Raw genomic sequence first — 21,277 nt, 5'->3', positions numbered from 1 at the left:
ATGGAGTCGCCGGAGAGCGCAGCGGCAGAGACCACCGCAGCGGGGCTGGAATTACAGGAGCAGACAGCGGTGTCCGCGCCGGAGGAGGAGCCGAACGGGACCGCCAAGGAGCCGACGGCGCGGGAACCGAGTGAAGGAGGGCTGGCGCCGACGAAGGAGGACCGGACGCAGAACGAGACGCCCGAAGCCCCGAAGGGGACGAAGGACGCGCCACATGAGGTGTCCCTTGTCGCGGAGGAACCGCCGGAGGGACCAACCGACGGCCCGCCGCGAAGCCCGGCAGCGGTCCCGGCGGAGGGATCCGCGCGCGCTGCGGAACCGGACACGTCCCCCGAGACCCAGGCGGTCGCCGTACCCGAGATCACCGTCCGGTGGGACCAGCCACTGGCCCCGACTCTGCGCGAGGGCATGCGCCACGAGGCCGGCCTGGATCCGGCCGAGCTGCTCGCAGCCCTGCCAGGACTCTGGGAGACGGTGGACATGGCACTGAGGCGCGTCGGACCGGGATGCCTGGCAACCGAGTCCGTACGTTACGACTCCTACGGCTGGCAGGTGGCTGCTCTGCCGCGCTACGACCTCGACGGCGGCATCGAGCCCCGTAACTCCCTGCGGGACGTAGCCCCGCAGGCACGTGACCGGCGTGCCCTCGTCCAGGCCCTGGTGGACTCGGTCGCCGACCGGCCCTGCCTGGACCTCGGCGACGCGCTGAAACTGTCGGAGACGTTCGCCGGCGTCTTTCCGCCAGGTCTGGACGCGGTGTGCCGCCGACTGCTCGGGCACGGGCTGCGACAAGGCCTGGCCGTGGGGATGGCTCCGTTGCACGAGGCACTGGAGCGTGGCTCCGACAGCCGCGTTTCCGTCGCCTGCTACCAGGAGAGTGCGGTTGGGTCGCACAAGGCCAAAGGCGATCCGGACTGGGACAACGAGGACGCGGCAGGCGCCCGACGCGGCAAGGACGGGATCCTGCGCTGCGCCGTCTTCGACGGAGTGACGGGCGACCACGACGGTTCCGGCGCCGACGCCTCCCGTGCGGCGCTGGCCATGGCCAGACAGCAGTGGACGACGGAAGAGGACCTGGAGCCGCAGGCGCTCATCGCGGAGCTCGACGACGCAGTCCTGCGTGCGGGTGGCAGCGCGGCCGCCGTCCACGCCACCGTGCGCCCGGACGGCAGCGCGTCCCTGGTGTCCCTCGGCGACGCGGAGGTCTGGCTGGTACGGCCTCTGCGCGACCCGGCAGGCGGATCCGCCCGCCCGCCAGCCCACGAACCCCGCTACGTGACCTGGAAGCTGACGCCGTCCCACACCGGTTACGCCGAGCGTCTGCGGGTCAGTTCTGAGGCGGAGGGGCAGCAGTCCACGCTGGTCCGCTATCTGGGCCCCGGCGGCTCGCGTCGTGGGAGCCACCGCACCATCGGGCTCGCACCGGGAGACCTGCTGCTGCTCGCCTCGGACGGAGCGACGCGGCCGGAACGGGACCGCTGGTTCGGGGCGGTACTGGCCGAAATGGCCACGCAGTTGGAGGGATCGGGGCGCCGTGTGGCACCCGCGTTGGCCGCGGCCCTGGTGCAGCGGGCTGAGGCGCTGGGCGGCTGGGACAACGCCACGGCCCTGGTGTGCGCGATCGGAGAGGCGGGGGACGTATGAGTGAGGACATCGACGTCGCGGCGGACCGGCACGAGGTCGACACCGGCGACGAGTTCCATGTGTCCGTGGCCGTTCGTGTGCTGGGCCGGTCCGATCGCGTGGCCGGAGGCATCTCGTACGTCCTGGCGGTCGACGACAGCCTGTCGATGGGCATCAGGGCCGACGCCGCCGACGATGCGCGGGCCGATCCCGACGATCCCGACGACCTCAGCCGCAAAGACCTCGCCGAGGACGGCGTTCGCCGGCTGGCCGCCGCACTGCCCGAGGATGCCCGGGTCGACCTGCTCACCTTCGCGCGGGAGGCCGGTCTGAGGTTCTCCGGCACGGCGGGGGAGCTGCGGGGCCTGGACGGATGGGGCGGAAACAGCAGGGAAGAACAGGGCTCGACGGACATCGAGGACGCTCTCCGGCAGGCATACGCCCGGCTCGAACAGCGACAGGCGCGATCCCGACGGGTGGTACTGCTCAGCGACGGCTGGCCCAACGCCGGTGAGACGGATCCCGGGCGGTTGGCCGCGATCGCCCGTGAGGCGGCTGACCGGGAACTGCACACCGACGCCATCGGGATCGGCGCGGGAGCCGACTACGCGCTGCTGAGGGGCCTTGCGCCCACCGGCATCACCTGGCACGTAAGTGCGCGCGCCACCGCTCCCGAGGTGATGAAAGAGGTCTCGGCGCGTTTCGCGGCGTACGGCAGGGACGTGGTGGTGGGCAGCGGAGAGTTGACCGTGGAGGTCAACCCGCACTGCCAGGTGCTCGCCGTCTATCAGCTTGATCCGGTCCGCCATCGGCTTGACGGAGTGGTGTCCGACGGCGCCGGCATCCGTCCCAGCGAGGTGCACCTCGAACTCGGCGCCGTCGCCGAGGGAGTCGAGGGCCAGGTGCGCTATGTCCTCAGGCTCCGCGCCCCCCGCCGGGTCAGCGCGGGGCCCATACCCATGGTCAGGGTGACCGGGCTCCTCGGATCCGGCTCCGGGGCGCGGCAGCTGAAACCAAGGAGTCTGGAGCTGCCCACCGTGCACAACCCGATGGCCCAGAACATCCGGCCGCAGTACGGCTGGGAGGTCGCCGCCGTGGAACTCGAACAGGAGATCAACGACCGTGCGGCTGCGGCGGGTTCACGCTCGGAGGAGGAGCGGATCTACGAGGAGGGCGTGCGACGCGCTCGCGGCATCCCCGACCCGCGCCTCGCGGAGGCCTTCCTGCAGGCGGTCGGCGGATTGCGCGACGGTATGCAACGCAAGGACGTGCAGAACGAGTCCCGTGCCACCTCCAGCAGCAGCTCGACCAGGAACAAACCCACCTGGTTCCAGGAGATCCCCGAGCAGTCTCCGCAGGAGATCCAGGAGAAGCGCAGGCAGCGGAGCCTGTACGACGACGACGAGGACCTGTCCGGGTACGGAGCGCAGGCCAGCGGGTCGTACGGGTACGGAAGCGGGTCGTACGGCTACGCGAACGGCGAAGCGGACCGCTCTTACGGCGCTGGTCAGGGCGCGGACGATCCCACCCTCCCGCCGCCCCAGGGGCGGAGGACGCAGTGACTGTTCCCGGTGTGATCATCGACGCGTCCAATGTCGCCGCGACCAGGACGCGGCGCTGGCCGTTCTCCCGGGTCGTCGAGGTGCGCGACGCATGGTTGCGGGACCACCCGGGCGCGGGCGCGATCGCAGTCCTCGACGCGAGTGTGCGGCGGTTCCTCGACGACCAACACCTCTTGCAGCAGGCTGAGCGCGCCCAGTGGCTGGAGGTGCGCCGGGGCGACGCGGACGACAGGATTCTCGCGCTCGCGGTCAAGTTCAACGCGGGCATCGTCTCCGGCGACAAGTTCCGCTACGCCCGCCGCGAGCATCCCTGGCTGCAGGGCAACGACTCCCGTGTGTGGGGCGTGAGCTGGGTGGGCGGGCGGGTCGTCTTCGTTCCGCGGCGGCTCGGAGTGGCCACGGACGAGGAGATCGAGCGGGACCGGGAGAAGAAACGCAGCAAGGCGGGCCTGCTGCCCGAGGACGCTGAGGTGCGCTTCCGCTGCACTTCGTCCCCGGACGCCTGTCTGCGCGGTGGTGAAGTGCTGCTGCCACGGCATGTCAACAAGGACCGCGACCGCTGGTACTGCCGCTCCTGCAGTTGCGAGGCGGTCGAGATCCTGGTCGAGCCGCCCCTGCCGGACGACCTCGGCACAGGTCCTGTCCAGGTGACCGTGCGACACGGGTTCACTGTCCGGCGCATACTCACCGTGCCGGCCGAAGGGCTTGCGCTGGGACGGGCCTCACGTCGTCACCCCGAGGTCACCGACGTCACCGACGGACTCACCCGCGACGACGCCGACACGATCTCACGGCTCCACGTGCGGATCTACCTGGACGACGACGGAAATCCCCTGGTCGAACATGTCCCGGAGAAGCACCGGAACGTCACCTTCCTCAATCCGGAGCTGGACTTCGACGGCCGGCCCAGGTCGGGCAGGCTCGCCACGGGCCCCGCGTACGGGCTGGAAGAGGGCGACGAACTGTTTCTCGGCCCCGGGCTGGTCCGGCTGCGGATCGGTTTCGGACGTGACACATGAGCGAGTTCGTCGCACGCTGGGAACACGCCGACCACCCCGACGAGTTCGGCCTGCCGCGCCGGGCCTGGATCCCGGCCGAATATGGAACGGCCGGCCGGTTCGTCACCCGCAAGCTGCTCGCCAGAGCGGGCCAGGGTTATGCCGTACTCGCCGAGGACCGCTGGTCCGGCGGCGATGTCGTGGTCAAGGGCATGTGGTGGCCGGAGACGGCCCTCGACGATCCGCGGCAGGTGCACAGTGTGCTCTCCGCCCAGGAGAGCCGGCGCAGGCAGGGACTGCACGCTGTTCACCGGGCAGGCCAGCTCACTCAGCAGTGCCCGGTCGTCATCAGCGAGGAGTCGCAGCCCTCGCCGTCGCTGATCGCGGCAGGCAGGCATCCCGACCCGCCCGACGAGAGTTTCCTGGTCCAGCAGTTCATCGGCCGGCGCGGCGACGCCTCGCGCACCCTGCAGCAGGACATCGAGGAGCGGGCGCAGCGCAGGCACTCCTACACAGAGGCCGAACTCCTGGATCTCGCCGAACAGCTGTGCAACACACTTGCCGCCCTGCACGCCGAGCGGCACACCGGCGAGAACTCTGCCAAGGGCTGGATCCACGCCGACGTCAAGCCGGAGAACATCCTCGTACTGGGCCCTCCGGCTCGCTACGTGCTGATCGACTACGACGCCGCAGTACAGATCGGCGACCGGATCGCCACCACCACCCGTGCCTACGCTCCGCCTACCCCGGAGGGCTCCGACGAGCCCGGCGAGACGACGGAGGGAAACGTGCGGTTCGACATCTACATGCTCGGAGCCACGCTCGCGCACGCCGCCGGACTGCAGCGCCTCACCGACGAGCAGTACCGGCAGTTGTACGCGGAGGACTTCGAGACGATCGACCCCGCCCGCAGTTATCTGAACGGCCTTGGCTACGGGCCGGCGCTCACCAACGCTCTCGCCACCTGTCTCTCGGCCCGCAAGTTCCGACTCGCCACCGTGGACCGGGTGCGCATCGACCTGGCCCGCGCGCGCAGCGCCACCGTCCTGCTGTCCGCGCTCCGCACTCCGGGAGGCTCCGCACCGTGATCACGAACGCCGGGTCGGGCCGGTTTCCCGACCTTGTCCGGGGCCGCTCGGAACGCTTGTGGGAGCCGCACACTCTTCAGCTGCGCCAGGGCCATCTGCGGTCGGCGGGCGCGGCCGAGATCCGGGCCACCCGGTTGGTGAAGGACAGGGCAGCCGATGTGTACGGCGCTCTGCGCCTGTTCGCCAACAGGAAGCAACGCGGACTGGCCTCCGCCCTGCTCGCCGCGGGCAACCCCGTCACACCCCCGCTGCTCGATGTCGTGGACCAGCCGGGCCTGCCGCCCGGGCTGATCACGGCGTGGGCGCCGGGCGACCCTTTCGTGCCCGCGCGGCGACTACAGGAGTGTGACGACCTGGACGCGCTGCTGGCCAAGGGCAGCCGCTGGACCCCCGCCGGAGCTCTGCGCACTCTGGTACCGCTCGGCCGGGCACTCGACGACATGGCGGACCAGGGATTCGTGCCGATCGAGCTGTCTCCCGACCACCTCGTGGTGAACTCCGACTCGGTCGTGCTGGTCGGAATCGGCCGCCACGGCTACATCCCCGAGGCGGGTCTCCTGCCGGGCGCCCAGGGGATGTCGCTGCCCAGTGCCCTGCTACTGGGCAGCGACGTGCCGTCAGCCGCCACCGGGCAGGACGCCGAGGTGCGGTGGCGGGAGATCCAGGTCCGTGCTCTGACACGCCTGGCAGGCTGGATGTCCTGCGGGCTGCCGCCCGGAGCCTGGGGAGCGGTGGCCGGACCGTCCGACCTGCGTGCCTACCTGAAGGCGGCAGGATTCCTGCATGTTCCGGAACTGCGCCCAGGCCAACTGGCCGACACCCTCGCGCGAGCGGCCGACAACGAGGAACGGGCCCGCGCGCACGCCGACATCGCCGACACGCAGGTACTCCTGGTCTACAACCACGCGGCCCAGTACCGCGGCGGCTCCCGGCTCGAGATCAATCCCGAGGCCCTGCGTCTGGGCCTGTTGCACGATCACGGCCCCAGGGTGCTGGCCCTGGCCGCCTTCGAGAGCCGTCGGCAGGTCGCACGCGTCGCGACGCTTCTGTCGGGCGCGGGATGGGTACTGGTGCGGCCGGGCGAGCTCGTGGACCGGGTTCGCAGCGCACTGTCGATGGCCCCCCAGGCACGAGTCGTGATCGTCGGCCGCATGAGTGCCGCTGACCTGCGCCGCATCGAACAGTCGCGGGATGGGGGCGTCGAACGAGTCGATCCCGAGGACCTGTCCCTGACCGTCCCGAGAATCGCCGAGAGGCCGGCCGATCAACTGCCGTATCTGATGGACCCCGCACTGGTGCAGTACTCGGCGGACCTCCTGGAGGACCGCAACGTACCGGCGGCACGTCGGCGCCCTACCGGACAGGCGATCCGCCGCCGGACGTTCGCCGGCGGCTGGACGCTCAAGCTCGGCGACCTCGAGCGGATGAGCACGCGGGAGCGTGGCCATCTCCTGGACCGGATGGCCGACTGCTTCGGCACCAACACCGAGTTGCTGGTGGCGGTGCGGGCCCGGCAGAACAAACCAGGCATGCGCAGACAGAACCAGCTGCTCGACGAGCCGGGTATGCGGCAATTGGTGACCGCTCTGTCCGGAGTGCCCCGCTCGGCGTTCCGGTCCTGCCTGATGTCGGCGCTCCTCGGCCCCGCCGCCGACGATCTCTACGAGGAGGCAGCCCAACGACTGCTGCCCGTGGCGGTCCGGCTGACCGAAGTCTTCGACCCACGCCGCGAGGTCGGCGCGGACGGCCTGTCCATGGACGAAGCCCTGCACGAACTGGCCGGGATCCGGCGCGTAGGTCTCTACGGACGGTTGTGCACGGCCGTTCCCACCATTCACCCCGCCCGGCTCGCGGCCGCGATCGTCGGCATGGACGACAACCTGGTCTCCCTGCTCTCCCGGATTCCCGCTCCCAGCCTCCAGTTCCTCACCGGACGGATGGAGGACCCCGGGCTGCTCGACCTGTTGCGGCCTCATCTCCAGGGCGACGACCTGGACCTGCTGGCCCGCTACACGCCCCAGATGTGGCGGCTCCTGCTGGACGGGCTGCGCCAGCCCGAGCACCTGGGTGTACTCGGCCTCGGCTGGGCACAGGTGGTGGCACAGGACCGTACCCGGGCGGTGGACGCCCGGGTGCTGCTGCAGATCGCCGCGACCGCGGGCAGTACCGGACCCGCGGTGGTCCGCGCTCTCCTGGGCACGGCGCCCGGGGACTGGCCACTGGTCTGTGCCCATCCGGCCCTCGCCGCCTCCTGGCTGGCGGAGCAGGGAGACCTGGAGATCGCCGGGGTCGTCACCGGCTTCCCCGACACCGAGACGGCGCTCGCACGGTACGGCACCGACGGACTGCGTAGCGCCCTCGAACTCGGCCTGAACCAGCGGGCCATGAGCCTGATCAAGGACTACGCGGACAACGTCGGCCACACCACGCAGGCGGTACTGGCCGCGTTCCAGGAACGCGACTACGAGCGCGCCGAGGACACCGAGCCGCTGGGTACCGAGGCCGCGGTCGCCTGGTCGCGCTGGCAGCTCGCTCGTGGCAACGAACTCGACTGGGTTCTGGGCAACGTCATTTCACGCCCCGGCAGAATCCGCGAGTGGGCTGTGGAAGGGCCGCACTTGGAGGAACGCGTGGTCACCGCGGTCCTCGGACCCAGAGCCGCCCCGGGCAGGGCAGCGGCTCTCGCTGCCGACCCGAACCTACTGCCCCTGCTGGCCGGCCTGAGCAGCGCGGAACAGCGGACAGCCGTGCTGAAACTCTACGAAACGGACCCGGAGGCCGTCCTGGATCCCCGCGCGCGTCGCGAGCTACCGCTCATCCTTGCTTCCGCCGATTCCTCGTACGCGCTGCGCACCCTGCTGTCCGAAGGGTTGGGTGTGGCGGCGCAGCAGTTCGCGGAACAATACCGGCTCAGCCCCGAGAGGCGCCGCTTGCTCGCTGAGCTGGCCCCTCTGACGGAGAGGCTGGCAGCCAGTTCCCTCCAGTCCCTGCTCGACGTCGGCGGGCGATTCGGGCCGAGGGCCGCGGTCACCGCGGCGGTGGTCGAGCAGCACCTGCCGGGGGCCGCCGCGGTGATCGCCGTCTGGGGGCCACGCTGGCTGCCCGTGCTCGCAGGCGGTTCCGGAGAGCGGGTGCTGCGACTGCTGGTGGAGCACCGGGAGAAGCACGGCGCCCGTGCGGGTCGCCTCACTCCATGGCTGCTGGCAGCGGGCGACGACGGACTCGCGCTGGTCGGGCGCTTCGGCTCCGCAGCGCTGGACCTCGTACTCGCCACCGACGCCGCGCCGACGGAGGCCCGGATGCTGGGTGAAATGCTGGTGCTGCCTTGCCCGGCACAAGCGATGTACCGGCTTGTCACCGACTGGGGGCTGCCCGCAGCCGTCTGGCTTGAGGCAGCTCGGCTGCTCGCCATGGGAGAACAGGAGGAACGTGTGCTTCTCACATTGTGGAGCAGCGGTCCGACGGCTGGAACAAACTGAGCAGGTGCCCACCGACACCAGCGGTTGTCGCGCTCCTCCCAGTACTCCTGATCCGCGGCGTGGACGAGCCACATCCGGGGGTGCCGGCTTGTCCCGTGCGGTCGGTGCGGTGGTGTCCAGCATCGTGAAGTCATCGCCCTGCGCGGCCAAGCCGTCGCGCCGCCGAGGAGCCGCCGTGGCGTTTCCGATGGCGAGCCGGGTCCGACCAGCTCCGTCTTCAGGGGCGCCGACCCTTCGACCGCTCCGTGGGACTCACCGCGTCTCCGAGTCGGCGTCGTGCCCATAGCGTGCCCTTAGGGCCGATCAACCACGGTCAACAGGGGTGCGATCCTGCCTCGTCGGGTGCCGTGACGGAGCACATACGCCCAGTTCAGAAGCCACGCCGCTCCCCAAGCGCCGTCGCTTCCCGAGCTGAGGGCACGGATTCGATTCTCGTCGCCCGCTCCAGAGAGAAACCCCAGGTCAGTGGCCTGGGGTTTGTTCGTTATTTCAGGTCGCTTTCAGCACTCGCTACATCACGGCGCGAGCTCCCGTCCAGCCCGTTCCAGCAGCTCCAGCGCATCCTCCCACCGGAAACGATCAGCACCCCCACCTGCCTTGGGGCGGTGCGGCTCGTACGAACCGACCAGGATGCTATCTCGCCCAGCCTCTCAGACTCTGGCGGTCCGGAGTGGGCGGCCTGTCCGGAGTTCAGGAGGACGGCGGTGGGGATGCCCATGCCGTACGCCTCGCACAGGATGCCCAGGGCGGGGGTGTCGGAGATCCCGCGGCCCACTTGTTGACGTGTTGAAGGTGGCCGGGGCCACGGCGATCGCGACTGCGGGCGGGAGAGGGCGGGCCTCACTGGGCGGACTTGGGCAGCGAGGTGGTACACACGGCCGCGTTGGTCATCAGCGAGTTCGTCACCAACACTGTCCGGTACGCCGGCAGCGGCCACATCTCGATGACCGTACAGCTCACCAAGGCCGCCCTGGAGGTCGACGTCCGCCACCCCAACCCGGCGCTGCCGCAGCCCGGCCTCCACAACGAGCACAGCGAGAACGGCCGGGGCCTGTTCCTGGTCGCTGCTCTCGCCGACCGGTACGCCGCCGAGCCGACGCCCACAGACAAACGGTGCTGGACCGAGATCGCCCGCGCAACCGGCCCGGGCCGCCGTATATCACCTTCCCTTGCAGAGGAGCCGATCGTGACAACCAGTCTCTCGGCCTCGAAACGGTCCGTCGAGATGATCGCCGTTCGCCCAGGTCCACCGCTCGCCGACACCGTGACCGTGGACGGCTCCAACAACGCGGCCTCGCCGCTGCTGGCCGCCGCCGCAGCGCTGGGCAGCCCGGTGCAGCTGAACAACATCCCCGGCAACACGGATGTCCAGATCATGCTCGCGCTCGAGGCAGAACCGTATGCCTTCATGTGCCTCTGCCTCCGGTGCGGAGCTGGGTATTTCCGCAAGCCGAGCAAGGTGACTGCCTGGCCGGAATCCGAGGATTCGGCGACGACTGCGTTGTGAGAGGTCACTCCGCGCCGTCCCAGAGCCGGTGCATCGAGGTCAATTGCATTCTCGCGACATGCCGGGAGGGGTAACCCGGCTGACAGATTTCGCACATCACGACCTCTCGGCCCTCCCGTAGGGCGCGATCCACCTCGTCGGGGGTATGGCATGCGCGCACGTCGTGCGCCTCGCGCACCGCTGCGTTGCGACGACGGTACGCCTTCTGGCGGCAGGCGTTGGAGCAGTACTCCCGGGGCCGCCGACCGCCCTTGGCCCGCCTGGCAAAAGGAACATCGCACTGCCGGCAACGTGGCGCGAACCGCTCCTCGATCCGCCACTCGCGGATCAGGGCCCGCAGGTCGTCGTCGATGACGATGGTGTCCCCGCCCTCTGGGAACAAGCTGCCGAGCAGCTCAACACCCAACAACAGGCTTTGCCGGTACGCGTGATAAGTGGCCCCCGATCGTTCGACAAAGGCACTGGTCCAGCGCTGCCCCAGAGCGTGGGAGAGCTCTTTCGGCGTTGTTCCGTACAATGCGCAGGCCAAGAATGTCTCTGCCTGTTCACGGTTCATGGCTCGCAGAACCGTGCTCCAGGACGTGATGCGCTCCACCCGGGGGCGCTGGTTAGCCCTCTCCCTGCGTCGGCCAGTCATCGTTCACCCCCGGGTTGTTTGGCCGCGGCGCTACCTCGTTCCTCGTGACCACCAGGGTCTGCGGTGGCGCAGTACTCGGCTCGGGGTCCGACCCGCCCGGCTTGAGAAGCGCTGCCGGAAGAGAGGGCTTGCCCCAGGGCAAGAGGCCGCAGGACGCGGAGATAACGTGGCTGAGCCCGAGCAGGACCTGCGGCAGATCAGCCGGCGTGGCCCGCCGCGCGATCAGCCAGCCCATGAAGGCCACCAGGCCGGGCACAACCACCAGGACGAACACGGCCAGCATCACGAGCCAGGTGGGTGCCCCCAACAGGGTGGCGGGCAGGGTGGGCAAGGCGTACCTCCAGAGACGAAAAGAGCCCCTGGGATGTCACCCAGGGGCTCAACAGTCGGGAAAACAGAAACGGCCCGTCTTCATCGAGGAGAAGAGGAGCCGTGATGCATGCGGGCATACGTATGGTGCAGCTCTCAGAGGATGCCAGAAGCGCGATCTCCGCGTCAACTTACACAAACGTGCTGGTAGTTGAACCAGGTCGCCCTACAGATATCTTTGCGGAATTTCGTAACGCAGGTCGAGGGCGGCGCTGGGCGCCACGGACAGGGGCCGACCGACAGCCGGGCCGTGGTCGTTCTCACCGAAAGTTTTCCAAGACTCGGCTCCCTCACCGGCGCACGTGCGCTCGCCAGCCCCCTCCCCTGGGGAGCACCGCGGGAACGGTCATGGTGTGCATGCCCGATCGCCCCTGGCACTCGCCCTGCGGGGCCCGCTCCAAGCCACCTCCACCCCAGGCTGCTCGGCCGCCGCCCCTTGTCCCCTATGTGCTCCTGCAACAACAGCCTTCCAATCAACCCTCGCTTCCATGGCTCGGCCGCTCGCCAGCTCCCAGAGGTGCCCGTCATGCCTACGAGCCGACGGCGTGCCCACAGCGTGCCCTTAAGAGTGGTAAACCACGGTCAACAGCGGTGCGATCCTAAGCCCCTGGCCGCCAACCCAGAGCACATACTTGCAGGTCAGGAGCTATCCAGCTCGGCAAGCGCCGTCGCTTCCCAAGCTGATGTTCCTGAGAACCGCGGCTGCGGAGCGCAGCCAGGCCGACTGAGGACGCCTCGTCCTTGCCAACCAGCACCTGTTCCAGCAGTTCCCGCCCCTGGACTGCAAAGCCCGACCGGCCGAGGGCTCGCATCGAAGCGCGTGTGTACCCGTCGCGTACCATCCCGCCCATGAGCGCAACGGCCGTCACCATCGCTGTGGCATTCGTCGGCTACCTCGCTACCTACCTCAACAACCTGCCACTGTCGCAGCGGCAAGAACGACTCTCACGCGTGAACCGACAGCTCAGCGAGTTCTACTAGCCCATGCTCGCTCTCGCGGAGACCGGAACGCAAATATTCAACGCTTTCATGGAGCGTGCTGCGACCCGCCCTGACGGCCGATCACCCTTCGCTGCCGGCGGGGAACCTCCAACAAGTGAGGAGTTGACGGAGTGGCGACTGTGGGTGAGTACGGTGTTCCTGCCGAGCATCCAAACCATGCGTGACATTGTGGTCACCAAGGCGGACCTCCTTGCCGAGCGGCAGGTACCGTCGGTGTTGCTTGAGCTGAGTGCGCACGTCTCCGGCTATGAAATCACTGCAGCCAAATGGGCGAACGGCGACTACACGCAGCACCTCTCCGTCACACCGTTTCCTGGCGAGGAGCTCACACGCTACGTGCGAACCAGCTTCACCCGGCTCAAGGAGGAGCAAGCCAGTCTTCTGGGCCACCGTCGGAGATGGTCACGCAGCCCTGTATCTGACAACGACACGGTTCCACGGGCAGGTTGGCGTCGCCTCGATTCGGCAACCAATGACATCACCAGGTGACATCAACAGCCGCGGACAGCAGCGGGACTGAACGTACAAGGGTGGCCACACCCAAGCGGGAGCACAACAGCCCAACTGCGAAAACTCAACCCCTGGATCGAACTCCTAAAGCGGGTGTCGAGGGCCGACGTCATTCCTCGCGGTGCTGAGCGAATACCTGCTGCTGCTCGTCTCGCCAGCTCCAGTTCGCCGGCCGGGAAAAGGGCTCTCTTCCGGCAAGGCCGGAGAACTGGTCGGACGGCTCCCGGCTGGCCTTGTTCACCACGATCGCCGAGAGCATCGGTGCTCGTCCGTCTTCGTTGCGGTGGAGGCAGACATCCTTGAGCAGGTAGGTCACGACTCCGCGGTGAGGCGGGATGGAGTCGAAGCCTTGTGCCGCCAACTCGACGCTCAGCTCCCCGTACGTGATGGTCTGTCCCTGCCGGGCCCGCTTCCGCAGGATCTCCACGGCCGCTTCGACCGCTGCCGGGTACTCCGGGTCCTTGATCCTCACTGTCCCTCCCCCACCGCATGGACACTGCTCAGCCTGCGCATCGTATCGGCCAGGAACCGCCCGTACTCCTGAAAGCGGACGAAGAGGTCGTGCCAGAACAGTGCCAGATGGCGCAGGGAGCCGCGGGGAATGACGAGGAAGCAGGGGCGCCAGCCAGTCCGGCCCCAGAGCCGCCCCGCCGCAATTCAGCGAAGCAGCCACCACCAAGCACCCAAGCTGAGCGCCCGCCGCCTGGCCACGAACCCCCGGAGGAGTCAGAGCAGGTCCCGCCAGAAGGGGACCGTCGCTCGCGGGTTCCAGCTCTCGTCGACCTCACCCCGAGCCTCGTCGAACTCCTGGTGCATGTAGTCGACCAGGTCCAGGCCGTAGTAGATGACGTCGGTCTGCCAGATTGAGAGCACTGGGTGCCCGAAGCTTCCCCGGCCGGCGGGCAGGTATCGGTGGGCATACACGGGCACCAGTACCGGCGCCTCCGCCAGTTGATACCGCGCCATTGCCAGTGCTGCCATCCTGTCGGCTGGACGCTTTCCCCAGCTCTTGTGCCAGAACCCGTTGTGCTCAACGTCGAACAGAACCCCCTCAACCGGACCGTCGAGCTGTCGACGCAAGCTGTCCAGGTCGCCGCCACGCCACTCAGGCCAGGGCCTGGACCAGGTCTGCCCTTCCTCAGGGGGGACGTTGACCGGAAGCCCGGCTGCAAGAAACGCACGGTGATCGTCTGCGAACTCGAAGCCATACTCGTGCTCGATACGCTCGAACTCGGCGTCCGTAAGCCCCGGCTCAAACTCAAAGAGGCCCGTCTCTGCCAGGCGGCGGGCGGCCTCCGCACCCAGACGTGCTCCCTCGCTACTGATCACCGCGGCACGCTAACGCAACCGGATGCCGTAGTCACCCGAGGTGCGCGCGGGTCCCGTCTCAGTTGGAAAGCCTGTTGGCACGGGAGCACGGCGTGTCAGCTGGACCGCTACTCCTGGACGGGAAGATCCGGATGGTTAGCCAGAAAGATCATGTAGGTGATCGCCGCTGTTGCCCCTTGGAGAGACAACACGGCACCCACTACGGCTCGCGGTTTGCTCGCTCGACCCGACTTTGATGCGTGGTACTCGACGCAGGCTCGCACGAGGCCGACGAGGGCCAGGGGCAGTGCGATGAAGGAGACCAGTATCCAAAACGGGCAGCAGAGCCAGCACGCCATGGACGCCCCGCCGAGCCAGACCGCGAGCTCTGTCCTCTCTCGTGTCTCGTCCGGTGCGACAGAAGTCATGGACTGATCCAAGCAGAACACTTGTGGGAGTTGGGGAGCAGGAGGAGTCCTACCACTCGGCTGGCGACGGCAGGCCAAGGCCGCCAGGACGGTGCCACAGCACAATTGCCGAGACGCACCGCGCTGACACGCGACCATGGCCGCGCGCCGGCGACACGACAGAGTGATGGCTGGGGACAGCGTTGAGCCCGAGGCTGCCGGTACAGCAGTGTTGCTGCCATGGACTGTGACCGGACCCCCCACATTTTCCGTCCGACCCGACGCCAACTCCTGGCCGCCACAGGCGCATTACCTCTTATCGGCACGACCGCACCGCCGGTACGAGCCCGCACCGGCACCCCCTCCCTGTCCTTCACCCGGGCCACCAACGGCTCGGCCACCCTCGCCCCGGCCGGTGACCGCCTGATCGCCGAGGCGCAGGGCACCCTCTGGTCCCTGCCCCGCACCGGCGGCAAGGCCCATCCCTTGACCCCGGCCGATCTCGAACCCAACCGGCCCACCCACTCCCCGGACGGCACCCTCGTCGCCTTCTGCGCCTACCGGGGCGGCGGCTTCCACCTCTGGACCATGCGCACCGACGGCTCCGATCTGCGCCGGCGCACCGACGGCCCCTGGGACGACCGTGGCCCGGCCTGGTCACCCGACGGCACCCGGCTCGCCTTCGCCTCCGAACGCGGCGGCGACCCCGAAGGCGCCGCGAGCGGAAGCCCGTACCGCATCCACGTGCTTGAGCTGCGCACCGGCCGCATCACCCGTGTCACCGGCCTGAGCGGCCAGGACGGCCCCCTCCAGGACGGCCCGTGGGAGGACTTCGACCCCACCTGGTCACCCGACGGCAGCCACATCCTCTTCGTCCGCGCGAAGACGGTCACCACCGCCCTGGGCCTGACCGTGGAGGCCCGTACGATCGCCGCCGTCCCCGCCGACGGCACCGGACCGGTCGTCGTGCGCCACACCGAAACCGAGGCCGCGCAGGTCATGACCCCGGCCCTGGCCCCCGACGGCCGCCTGGCGCACCTGCGCACCACGGCCGCCCCGAACGGCTCCTGCACGCTGGTCGTGGACGGGCACTCCGTCCCGGTGACGGGGGACATCGCCCCGGTGCCCCCGCGCTGGACGGCGGCGGGAGAGCTGCTGCTGACGCTCGACGGCGCCTTCACCCTCGTACGACCGGACAGCCCCGAACAGCCGGAGACCATCCCCTTCGAGGGCGTGCTCCCTGTGCGGCGGCCGCGGTACGAGACCAAGGAGTACGACCTGGGGGAGGCGGGTCGGGCGCGTCCGGTGCGCGGCATCCATCTGCCGGCACTCTCGCCCGACGGGCGGCAGATCGCCTTCGCTGCCCTCAACTCGCTCTGGCTGGCGGGGAGTTCGGGCGGGCTCCCGCCCCGGCGGCTGAGTACCGCCTCCCGCACCAGGTATCTGCTCGCGCCCGCCTGGGCCCCCGACGGCCGCTCGCTCGTCTACGCCGACGACCGCGACGGCCTCCTCGGTGTGTACCGTCACGATCTCGCCACCGGCGAGGAGACCGCGCTCGCGACCGGCGGCCGCGTCCACCCCGCGCTCTCCCCGGACGGGCAGCGGCTCGCCTGCCTCGACCTGACCGGCCGGCTCCTCGTCCGCGACCTGGCCTCCGGTGAGGAACGCGTCCTCGCCACCCCCCTCGGCGGCGGCGGTCTGCCCGGCCGCCCCAGCTGGTCGCCCGACGGCCGCCACCTCGCCCTCTGCGACCGCAACCGCCTCAACTCCCGCTTCCGGGAGGGCTACAACCTCGCCCGGATCGTCGACACCACGACGGGCACCGACCGGCTGCACACGGTCGCGCCCCACACCTCGATCTCCGACCGGTACGACTCCGGGCCCGTCTGGTCGCCCGACGGCCGCTGGATGGCCGTGATCGTCGAGTCGGCGCTCTGTCTGCTGCCCGTCGACCCCGACGGCACCCCGGCCGGCGAACTGCGCACCCTCACCACCGAACCGGCCGACCACCCGTCCTGGTCCGGCGACTCGGCCACCCTGCTGTATCTGTCCGCCGGGCGGTTGCGGCTCGTCGGCGTCGACGGCGGTGACGCCCGCACCGTCCGCGTCCCCCTCGACGCTCCCAGGCCCACACCCGCGGATGTGGTGGTGCACGCCGGACGCCTCTGGGACGGCACGGGCGAGACGACCCGGGAGGACGTCGATGTCGTCGTGAGCGGCGGACGTATCAAGGCAGTCGAGCCCCACCGCTCAAATCGCCGGTCTGCCCTCCGCCGTATCGACGCCTCGGACCGCACCGTGATCCCCGGCCTGTGGGACACCCACACCCACCCCTGGCAGACCACCTACGGCGGCCGCCAGACCGCCGGCCAGCTCACCTACGGCATCACCACGGCCGTCTCCCTCGGCGGCTTCGCCTACGAGCAGGCCCGCCTCCGCGAGGCGGTGGCCACCGGACAGCTCGCCGGGCCACGGCTGCTGACCACCGGCGAACTCCTCGACGGGGCTCGCGTCGCGTACAGCATGGGCCGCGCCCACCGCACCCGGGAGGGCCTGCGCCGCTCCCTGGAACGGGGCGCCGACCTGGACTGGGACTTCGTCAAGACGTATGTCCGGGCGCCCGGTTGGATCATGGAGGAGGCGGCCCGCTTCGCCCACGAACGCCTCGGCGTGCGCACCGGAGGCCATCTGCTCTCACCGGGCGTACAGCTCGGCCAGGACCTGACGACCCATCTGCAGGCCACGCAGCGCGCAGAGTTCGGGCACGCGATCACGGCAAAAGGGCGCGCGTACCAGGACGTGGAGGAGATCTACACCGCGAGCGGAGTGCGCTTCTCCATGATCGCCACCCCCTTCACCTCCGCCCCCCTCCTCGGCGCGGACCCCGCCCTCGCCGACGACCCGCGGGTCACGGTGGTGATGCCCCCGTGGGACACGGCCGCCGTCCGCCAGTCGGCGGGCGCCCCGCCCACCCCGGCCCAACTCGCCACCCTCCGCACGGAGACCGACATCTACCGGCGCATCCTGGCCGCCGGCGGCGTGGTCGCCCTGGGCACCGACCAGCCGCTGGTCCCCGTGGGCCTCTCCCTCCATCTCGGCCTGCGCGCCCTCCACCAAGGCGGCCTCTCCCCGGCCCAGGCCCTGCGCACCGCCACCGTCCTGCCCGCCCGCCTCTTCGGCGTGGACGGCGATGTCGGCACGGTCGAGGAGGGGAAGCTCGCCGACCTGACGGTGATCGACGGCGACCCGTTCACGGACTTCGCCGCACTCGTCCGTACGGTGTCCGTCCTCAGGGGCGGAGTGCCGTATACGACTGAGGAACTGGTCGCCGCCTTCAAGCCGTCGGAGGGGGCTGCGGCGGCGGCCGAGGAGGACTGGTTGGGTATGGGGCGCCTGATGAGGAGGGACGGGTGCTGCGACGGGCACGGAGGCTAGGTCCTGTTGTTCAGGGGCCCGCGACGCCGAGCTGATCCAAACGGCAGGGCCTGGGGTCCTTGGGCTGCGGAAGGCCGCCTCACTCGGTCCGGAGTGCGGCGGCCGTGTCCTTCCGCGCAGCCCAGCCCGCCGGGAGCAACGCCCCTGTCACCGCGATGACCAGCCCGCCGAGCGCGAGCAGGGCCAGCTGCGGGGCGTGGTAGACCGCGATGTCCGCCGTCGGCAGGGCCATGCCGACGGCCCGGCCCATGAGTGGAGTGACGTACCGGTGCAGGGCCACCCCCGCCGGGACCGCCGTCGCGCCGGCCACAAGACCGATTGCGGCGACCGAGGTGATGACCATGGCCACGGTCTGGCGGGGCGTCATGCCCAGGGCTTTGAGGACGCCGAGGTCGTGGATGCGGTCACGGGTGTCGAGGACGACCGTGTTGAGTACGCCCAGGCCCGCGACCGCGACCAGCATCAAGGTGAGCATCCCGACCAGGGCGTCCATGGTCACGATGACATCGGATCCCTGGGTGGTGTTGGCCTGCGCCATGGCACCGGTCGGGTCCAGTGCGGCGTTCAGCGAGGTGAGGTAGTGCGTCAGATCCGTGCCGGGTTGCGTCTGCACGGCGTACCGGCCCGGTTGCGCGTCGAGTCCCAGTGCCGCGAGGGTCGAGGTCCGGGTGAGGAGCTCCATGCCCTGGCCCACGGTGAAGAACGCCTCGCCGACGATTCGTACCGAGGTCCTGCGCCCCTGCTCCGTCAGGGTCACCGTGTCTCCGACCCGTATCCCGGCTGCCTTCAGGAACCGGGTGGTGACCACTGCCTGGCCCGGGCCGTCGAGCCAGTGGCCCGAGACCATCTGGGGGGCGGCCCACGCCGCGTCGCCCTGGTAGGCCACCACGTCGGTGGCGCCGGTGATCCCGGACGCGGCGACCTGCGCCTGGGCCGTGCCGTAGAAGCGACGGGTCCCGGGCTGTGCACGGAGTGCGGCGGCGACCGCCGCCGGGTCGGCCTGCCGGGTGCCGCGACCCCCGTCGGCGGGGACCGCCTGGGCTCCGGGCGGCGCCTGTCCGCCGCCGGCCTCCACCACGACCGAACCGGCCGCATCGAGCATGCGGCCCGACTGGACGGCCCCGAGCGTCAGGGCGAGCCCGACCCCGAAGGTGACGGTGGCCGCGCCGAAGGCGACCGCGGCGGCCGTCGTCGCCGAACGCGCCGGCCGGGCAAAGGGGTTCGCCAGCCCGAGGCCGACCGCACGCGGCAACGGCAGCCGTCCCGTCAGACGGCGGGCCAGGCGGCCCCGGCCCGCACCCGGCGTCCGCCCCACGGTGATCGCCTCCACGGTGCGCAGCCTGCCGGCCCGCAGCGCGGGCACCAGAGCGGCACCGGCGACCAGCGCGAGGGCGCAGAAAGGCACAACGGCGTCTATCCACAAGGGAATTGATGCCGAAGGGCCGTCGAAGGCCCTGCCGACCTCACCGATCACCGGAATGGCCAGCAGGTTGCCCAGGACCAGCCCGAGTGCGCAGCCGACGGTCGCCGGGACGAGGGCCTGTCCGACGTAGGCCCGTACGACCTGCGCCGGGGTGAAGCCGAGGGACTTGAGGATGCCGATGCGCCGGGTCGCCGCGCCGACCGCGCCGCTGACCACGATGCCGATGACCAGGACGGACAGCAGCAGTCCGAGGACACCGAAAGCGGCGAGGAACGGCACGAACGCCATGGTGTTGGCGGTCTGGCGCTGCCTGACGGTCAGATAGGAGGCGGACCCGGTCAGCGCGCCCTTCGGCACCGCCGCGGCGATCGCGGCACGGTCGGCGGACACTTGCCCGTCCGTACCCGCGTGGCGGAAGCGGTAGAGCATTTCGTACGTGGGTGGGCCGCCCTTCGTGGTCAGCGCCTCGGCCTGCGCGGGAGTCACCCAGGCGTCCGCGGTGCCGGTCACCGAACGGGCGAGGCCGACCACGGTCAGCGTGGGCCTGCCCGGCGCGGTGCGGAACGTCAGGCGTGCGCCCGGTTCCACGGGCAGTCCGCCGTAGGCCACCACGATCTGGCCGGGCCGGGTGGCCCAGGCGCCCGTGACCAGGCTGAGCCCGTCGACGCGGCCCTCGGCATCCGCCCGGCCGACGACGCTGAGCGGTGGCAGATCGACACCGGCCGGAAGCACGTCCGAGCGCGACGCCGTGCGCGGCCGTAGCGAAAGGGTCCGGAACGGGCCCGCCGCGGCGGTCACACCCGAGGCGCGGGCGGTTGCCGCGAGCTGGGGGGCCGTCACCTTCGTCCCGTCGAACTGCGCGGTCAGATGGGAGCCCCGCTGCTCGGCGAAGGCGTGGTCGAAGGGCGCGCGGGCCGCGACGAGCAGTCCGGCGGCGAGCACCGACGCTGTGACGGCCATGAGCGTGGTCAGGACCATCACCGCGGTCTGCACGCGCCGCCGTCCGACCCCGGCGCGCACCACGCGGCCAAGAGCGCTCACCGGGCCGAGGGCGCTCATCGGGCCACCGTCACAGTGTGCTCGGTGTCCCGTACGATCCGGCCGTCGACCAGCTCCACGGTCCGGGTCGCGGACGACTCGGCCAGGCCCAGATCGTGGGTGACCAGGATGATCGTCTGGCCTTCCGCGTTGAGTTCGGCGAGCAGTTCCCGGACGTCCTCGCCGGAGGCGGTGTCCAGCGCGCCGGTCGGCTCGTCGGCCAGCAGCAGCGCCGGACGGTTCATCAGGGCCCGGGCGACCGCGACCCGTTGGCGCTCACCGCCGGACAGCCTGCCGGGGTAGGCACCTGCGTACCGGTCGATACGGAGGTGCTCCAGCAGCCCGGCGGCACGCCGGCGGGCCTCGGCCCGGGGCAGGCCCGCCAACTGGGCCGGCAGCAGCACGTTGTCGGTGACCGTCAGGTCGTCCAGGAGGTTGAAGAACTGGAAGACCATGCCGATCTTCGCCCGCCGGTACCGCGCCGAGGCGGCCTCGCTCAGCCCGTCCACCCGCACTCCGTCGACCGTGACGCCGCCCGCGCTCGGCCGGTCGAGTCCGGCGATCAGGTTCAGCAGCGTGGACTTGCCGCTGCCGGACGGCCCCAGCACGGCGACTGCCTCTCCGGCACGCACGCTCAGTGTCACGCCGGCGAGAGCCGGCGGCCCCTCCCCGTACGTCCGGGTCACCTCGCGGATGTCGATGACGGGCGCGGTCGCTGCCACGATGCCTCCATGGGCCGGTGGTTGACGGTTCGGCCCGAAGGTAGGGGCCGGGCCGTGCCCGGGGCGTCGCCTGCGATGGGGAGACGATCTGGCGCCCCTGGACGACCCCGCCGGTCGCGTCATCCCTGCGATGTACACGCGGGATGTAGTAGCCGTCCGCAGCAGGAGG

15 protein-coding genes and 1 pseudogene are annotated in these 21,277 nt (G+C 70.3%); 9 read left to right on the top strand and 7 right to left on the bottom strand.

The window, feature by feature from the left end:
- Genes ACWDAG_RS17310 through ACWDAG_RS17290 form a run of 5 tightly spaced genes read left to right on the top strand, consistent with a single transcriptional unit; the run spans position 1 to position 8,750 of the window.
- Complete coding sequence (locus ACWDAG_RS17310) at positions 1–1,644, top strand: hypothetical protein (RefSeq protein WP_450696423.1); 1,644 nt, start codon at positions 1–3, stop codon at positions 1,642–1,644.
- Complete coding sequence (locus ACWDAG_RS17305; protein ID WP_450696422.1) at positions 1,641–3,185, top strand: VWA domain-containing protein; 1,545 nt, start codon at positions 1,641–1,643, stop codon at positions 3,183–3,185. The genes ACWDAG_RS17310 and ACWDAG_RS17305 overlap by 4 nt, the downstream gene beginning before the upstream one ends.
- Positions 3,182–4,204, top strand: a complete 1,023-nt coding sequence (locus ACWDAG_RS17300) for an NYN domain-containing protein (protein WP_450696421.1) — start codon at positions 3,182–3,184, stop codon at positions 4,202–4,204. The genes ACWDAG_RS17305 and ACWDAG_RS17300 overlap by 4 nt, the downstream gene beginning before the upstream one ends.
- The gene (locus tag ACWDAG_RS17295) at positions 4,201–5,271 is read left to right on the top strand and encodes a phosphotransferase (RefSeq protein ID WP_450696420.1); all 1,071 of its coding nucleotides are present in this window, start codon (positions 4,201–4,203) and stop codon (positions 5,269–5,271) included. The genes ACWDAG_RS17300 and ACWDAG_RS17295 overlap by 4 nt, the downstream gene beginning before the upstream one ends.
- Positions 5,268–8,750, top strand: a complete 3,483-nt coding sequence (locus ACWDAG_RS17290) for a hypothetical protein (RefSeq protein ID WP_450696419.1) — start codon at positions 5,268–5,270, stop codon at positions 8,748–8,750. The genes ACWDAG_RS17295 and ACWDAG_RS17290 overlap by 4 nt, the downstream gene beginning before the upstream one ends.
- A gap of 515 nt (positions 8,751–9,265) precedes the next feature.
- On the opposite strand, the pseudogene ACWDAG_RS17285 reads toward ACWDAG_RS17290, so the two are convergent.
- A pseudogene (locus ACWDAG_RS17285) lies at positions 9,266–9,598 on the bottom strand (flavoprotein); the annotation flags it as partial.
- Between the two features lie 5 nt (positions 9,599–9,603).
- Between ACWDAG_RS17285 and ACWDAG_RS17280 the strand changes: the two are divergent.
- Positions 9,604–10,257, top strand: coding sequence for an ATP-binding protein (locus ACWDAG_RS17280; RefSeq protein ID WP_450696418.1), 654 nt, complete (start codon positions 9,604–9,606; stop codon positions 10,255–10,257).
- A 4-nt stretch (positions 10,258–10,261) separates the two neighbouring features.
- On the opposite strand, the gene ACWDAG_RS17275 is transcribed toward ACWDAG_RS17280, so the two are convergent.
- Positions 10,262–10,813 (bottom strand): hypothetical protein, encoded by a 552-nt coding sequence (locus ACWDAG_RS17275; protein ID WP_450696417.1) that lies wholly within the window; start codon positions 10,811–10,813, stop codon positions 10,262–10,264.
- Positions 10,814–10,865: 52 nt separating this feature from the next.
- On the bottom strand, positions 10,866–11,225 hold the full coding sequence (locus ACWDAG_RS17270; RefSeq protein WP_450696416.1) for a hypothetical protein: 360 nt from the start codon (positions 11,223–11,225) through the stop codon (positions 10,866–10,868).
- Between the two features lie 887 nt (positions 11,226–12,112).
- On the opposite strand from ACWDAG_RS17270, the gene ACWDAG_RS17265 reads away from it, so the two are divergent.
- Positions 12,113–12,244 carry a hypothetical protein gene (locus ACWDAG_RS17265; RefSeq protein WP_450696415.1) on the top strand — a complete coding sequence of 44 codons (132 nt, stop codon included), beginning with the start codon at positions 12,113–12,115 and terminating at the stop codon, positions 12,242–12,244.
- Between the two features lie 144 nt (positions 12,245–12,388).
- On the top strand, positions 12,389–12,754 hold the full coding sequence (locus tag ACWDAG_RS17260; protein WP_450696414.1) for a hypothetical protein: 366 nt from the start codon (positions 12,389–12,391) through the stop codon (positions 12,752–12,754).
- A 130-nt stretch (positions 12,755–12,884) separates the two neighbouring features.
- Here the strand turns inward: ACWDAG_RS17260 and ACWDAG_RS17255 are convergent, their stop codons facing one another.
- Together ACWDAG_RS17255 and ACWDAG_RS17250 are read right to left on the bottom strand one after the other, a co-directional pair.
- Positions 12,885–13,247 (bottom strand): hypothetical protein, encoded by a 363-nt coding sequence (locus ACWDAG_RS17255; protein ID WP_450696413.1) that lies wholly within the window; start codon positions 13,245–13,247, stop codon positions 12,885–12,887.
- A 254-nt stretch (positions 13,248–13,501) separates the two neighbouring features.
- Positions 13,502–14,104: a hypothetical protein gene (locus tag ACWDAG_RS17250; protein ID WP_450696412.1), complete on the bottom strand. Its 603-nt coding sequence runs from the start codon at positions 14,102–14,104 to the stop codon at positions 13,502–13,504.
- 626 nt (positions 14,105–14,730) lie between these two features.
- On the opposite strand from ACWDAG_RS17250, the gene ACWDAG_RS17245 reads away from it, so the two are divergent.
- A complete protein-coding gene (locus tag ACWDAG_RS17245) occupies positions 14,731–17,925 on the top strand; it encodes an amidohydrolase family protein (protein WP_450696411.1) in 3,195 nt (1,064 codons plus the stop codon).
- A gap of 79 nt (positions 17,926–18,004) precedes the next feature.
- Here the strand turns inward: ACWDAG_RS17245 and ACWDAG_RS17240 are convergent, their stop codons facing one another.
- A complete protein-coding gene (locus ACWDAG_RS17240) occupies positions 18,005–20,407 on the bottom strand; it encodes an FtsX-like permease family protein (RefSeq protein WP_450696410.1) in 2,403 nt (800 codons plus the stop codon).
- Positions 20,404–21,108: an ABC transporter ATP-binding protein gene (locus ACWDAG_RS17235; RefSeq protein WP_450696409.1), complete on the bottom strand. Its 705-nt coding sequence runs from the start codon at positions 21,106–21,108 to the stop codon at positions 20,404–20,406. Before ACWDAG_RS17235 ends, ACWDAG_RS17240 begins: the two co-directional genes overlap by 4 nt.
- Positions 21,109–21,277 lie beyond the last annotated feature (169 nt).

It is taken from the genome of Streptomyces sp. NPDC001157, from assembly GCF_053598255.1.
The sequence above is the reverse complement of the archived record's forward strand: the minus strand, read 5'-3'. Positions and strand labels throughout refer to the sequence as shown.

Bases quoted from the DNA above. Each gene is read 5' to 3' on its own strand.
- ACWDAG_RS17310 (WP_450696423.1), top strand. From the start codon at position 1: ATGGAGTCGCCGGAGAGCGCAGCGGCAGAGACCACCGCAGCGGGGCTG.
- ACWDAG_RS17305 (WP_450696422.1), top strand. From the start codon at position 1,641: ATGAGTGAGGACATCGACGTCGCGGCGGACCGGCACGAGGTCGACACC.
- ACWDAG_RS17295 (WP_450696420.1), top strand. From the start codon at position 4,201: ATGAGCGAGTTCGTCGCACGCTGGGAACACGCCGACCACCCCGACGAG.
- ACWDAG_RS17275 (WP_450696417.1), bottom strand. From the start codon at position 10,813: ATGAACCGTGAACAGGCAGAGACATTCTTGGCCTGCGCATTGTACGGA.
- ACWDAG_RS17265 (WP_450696415.1), top strand. From the start codon at position 12,113: ATGAGCGCAACGGCCGTCACCATCGCTGTGGCATTCGTCGGCTACCTC.
- ACWDAG_RS17245 (WP_450696411.1), top strand. From the start codon at position 14,731: ATGGACTGTGACCGGACCCCCCACATTTTCCGTCCGACCCGACGCCAA.
- ACWDAG_RS17240 (WP_450696410.1), bottom strand. From the start codon at position 20,407: ATGAGCGCCCTCGGCCCGGTGAGCGCTCTTGGCCGCGTGGTGCGCGCC.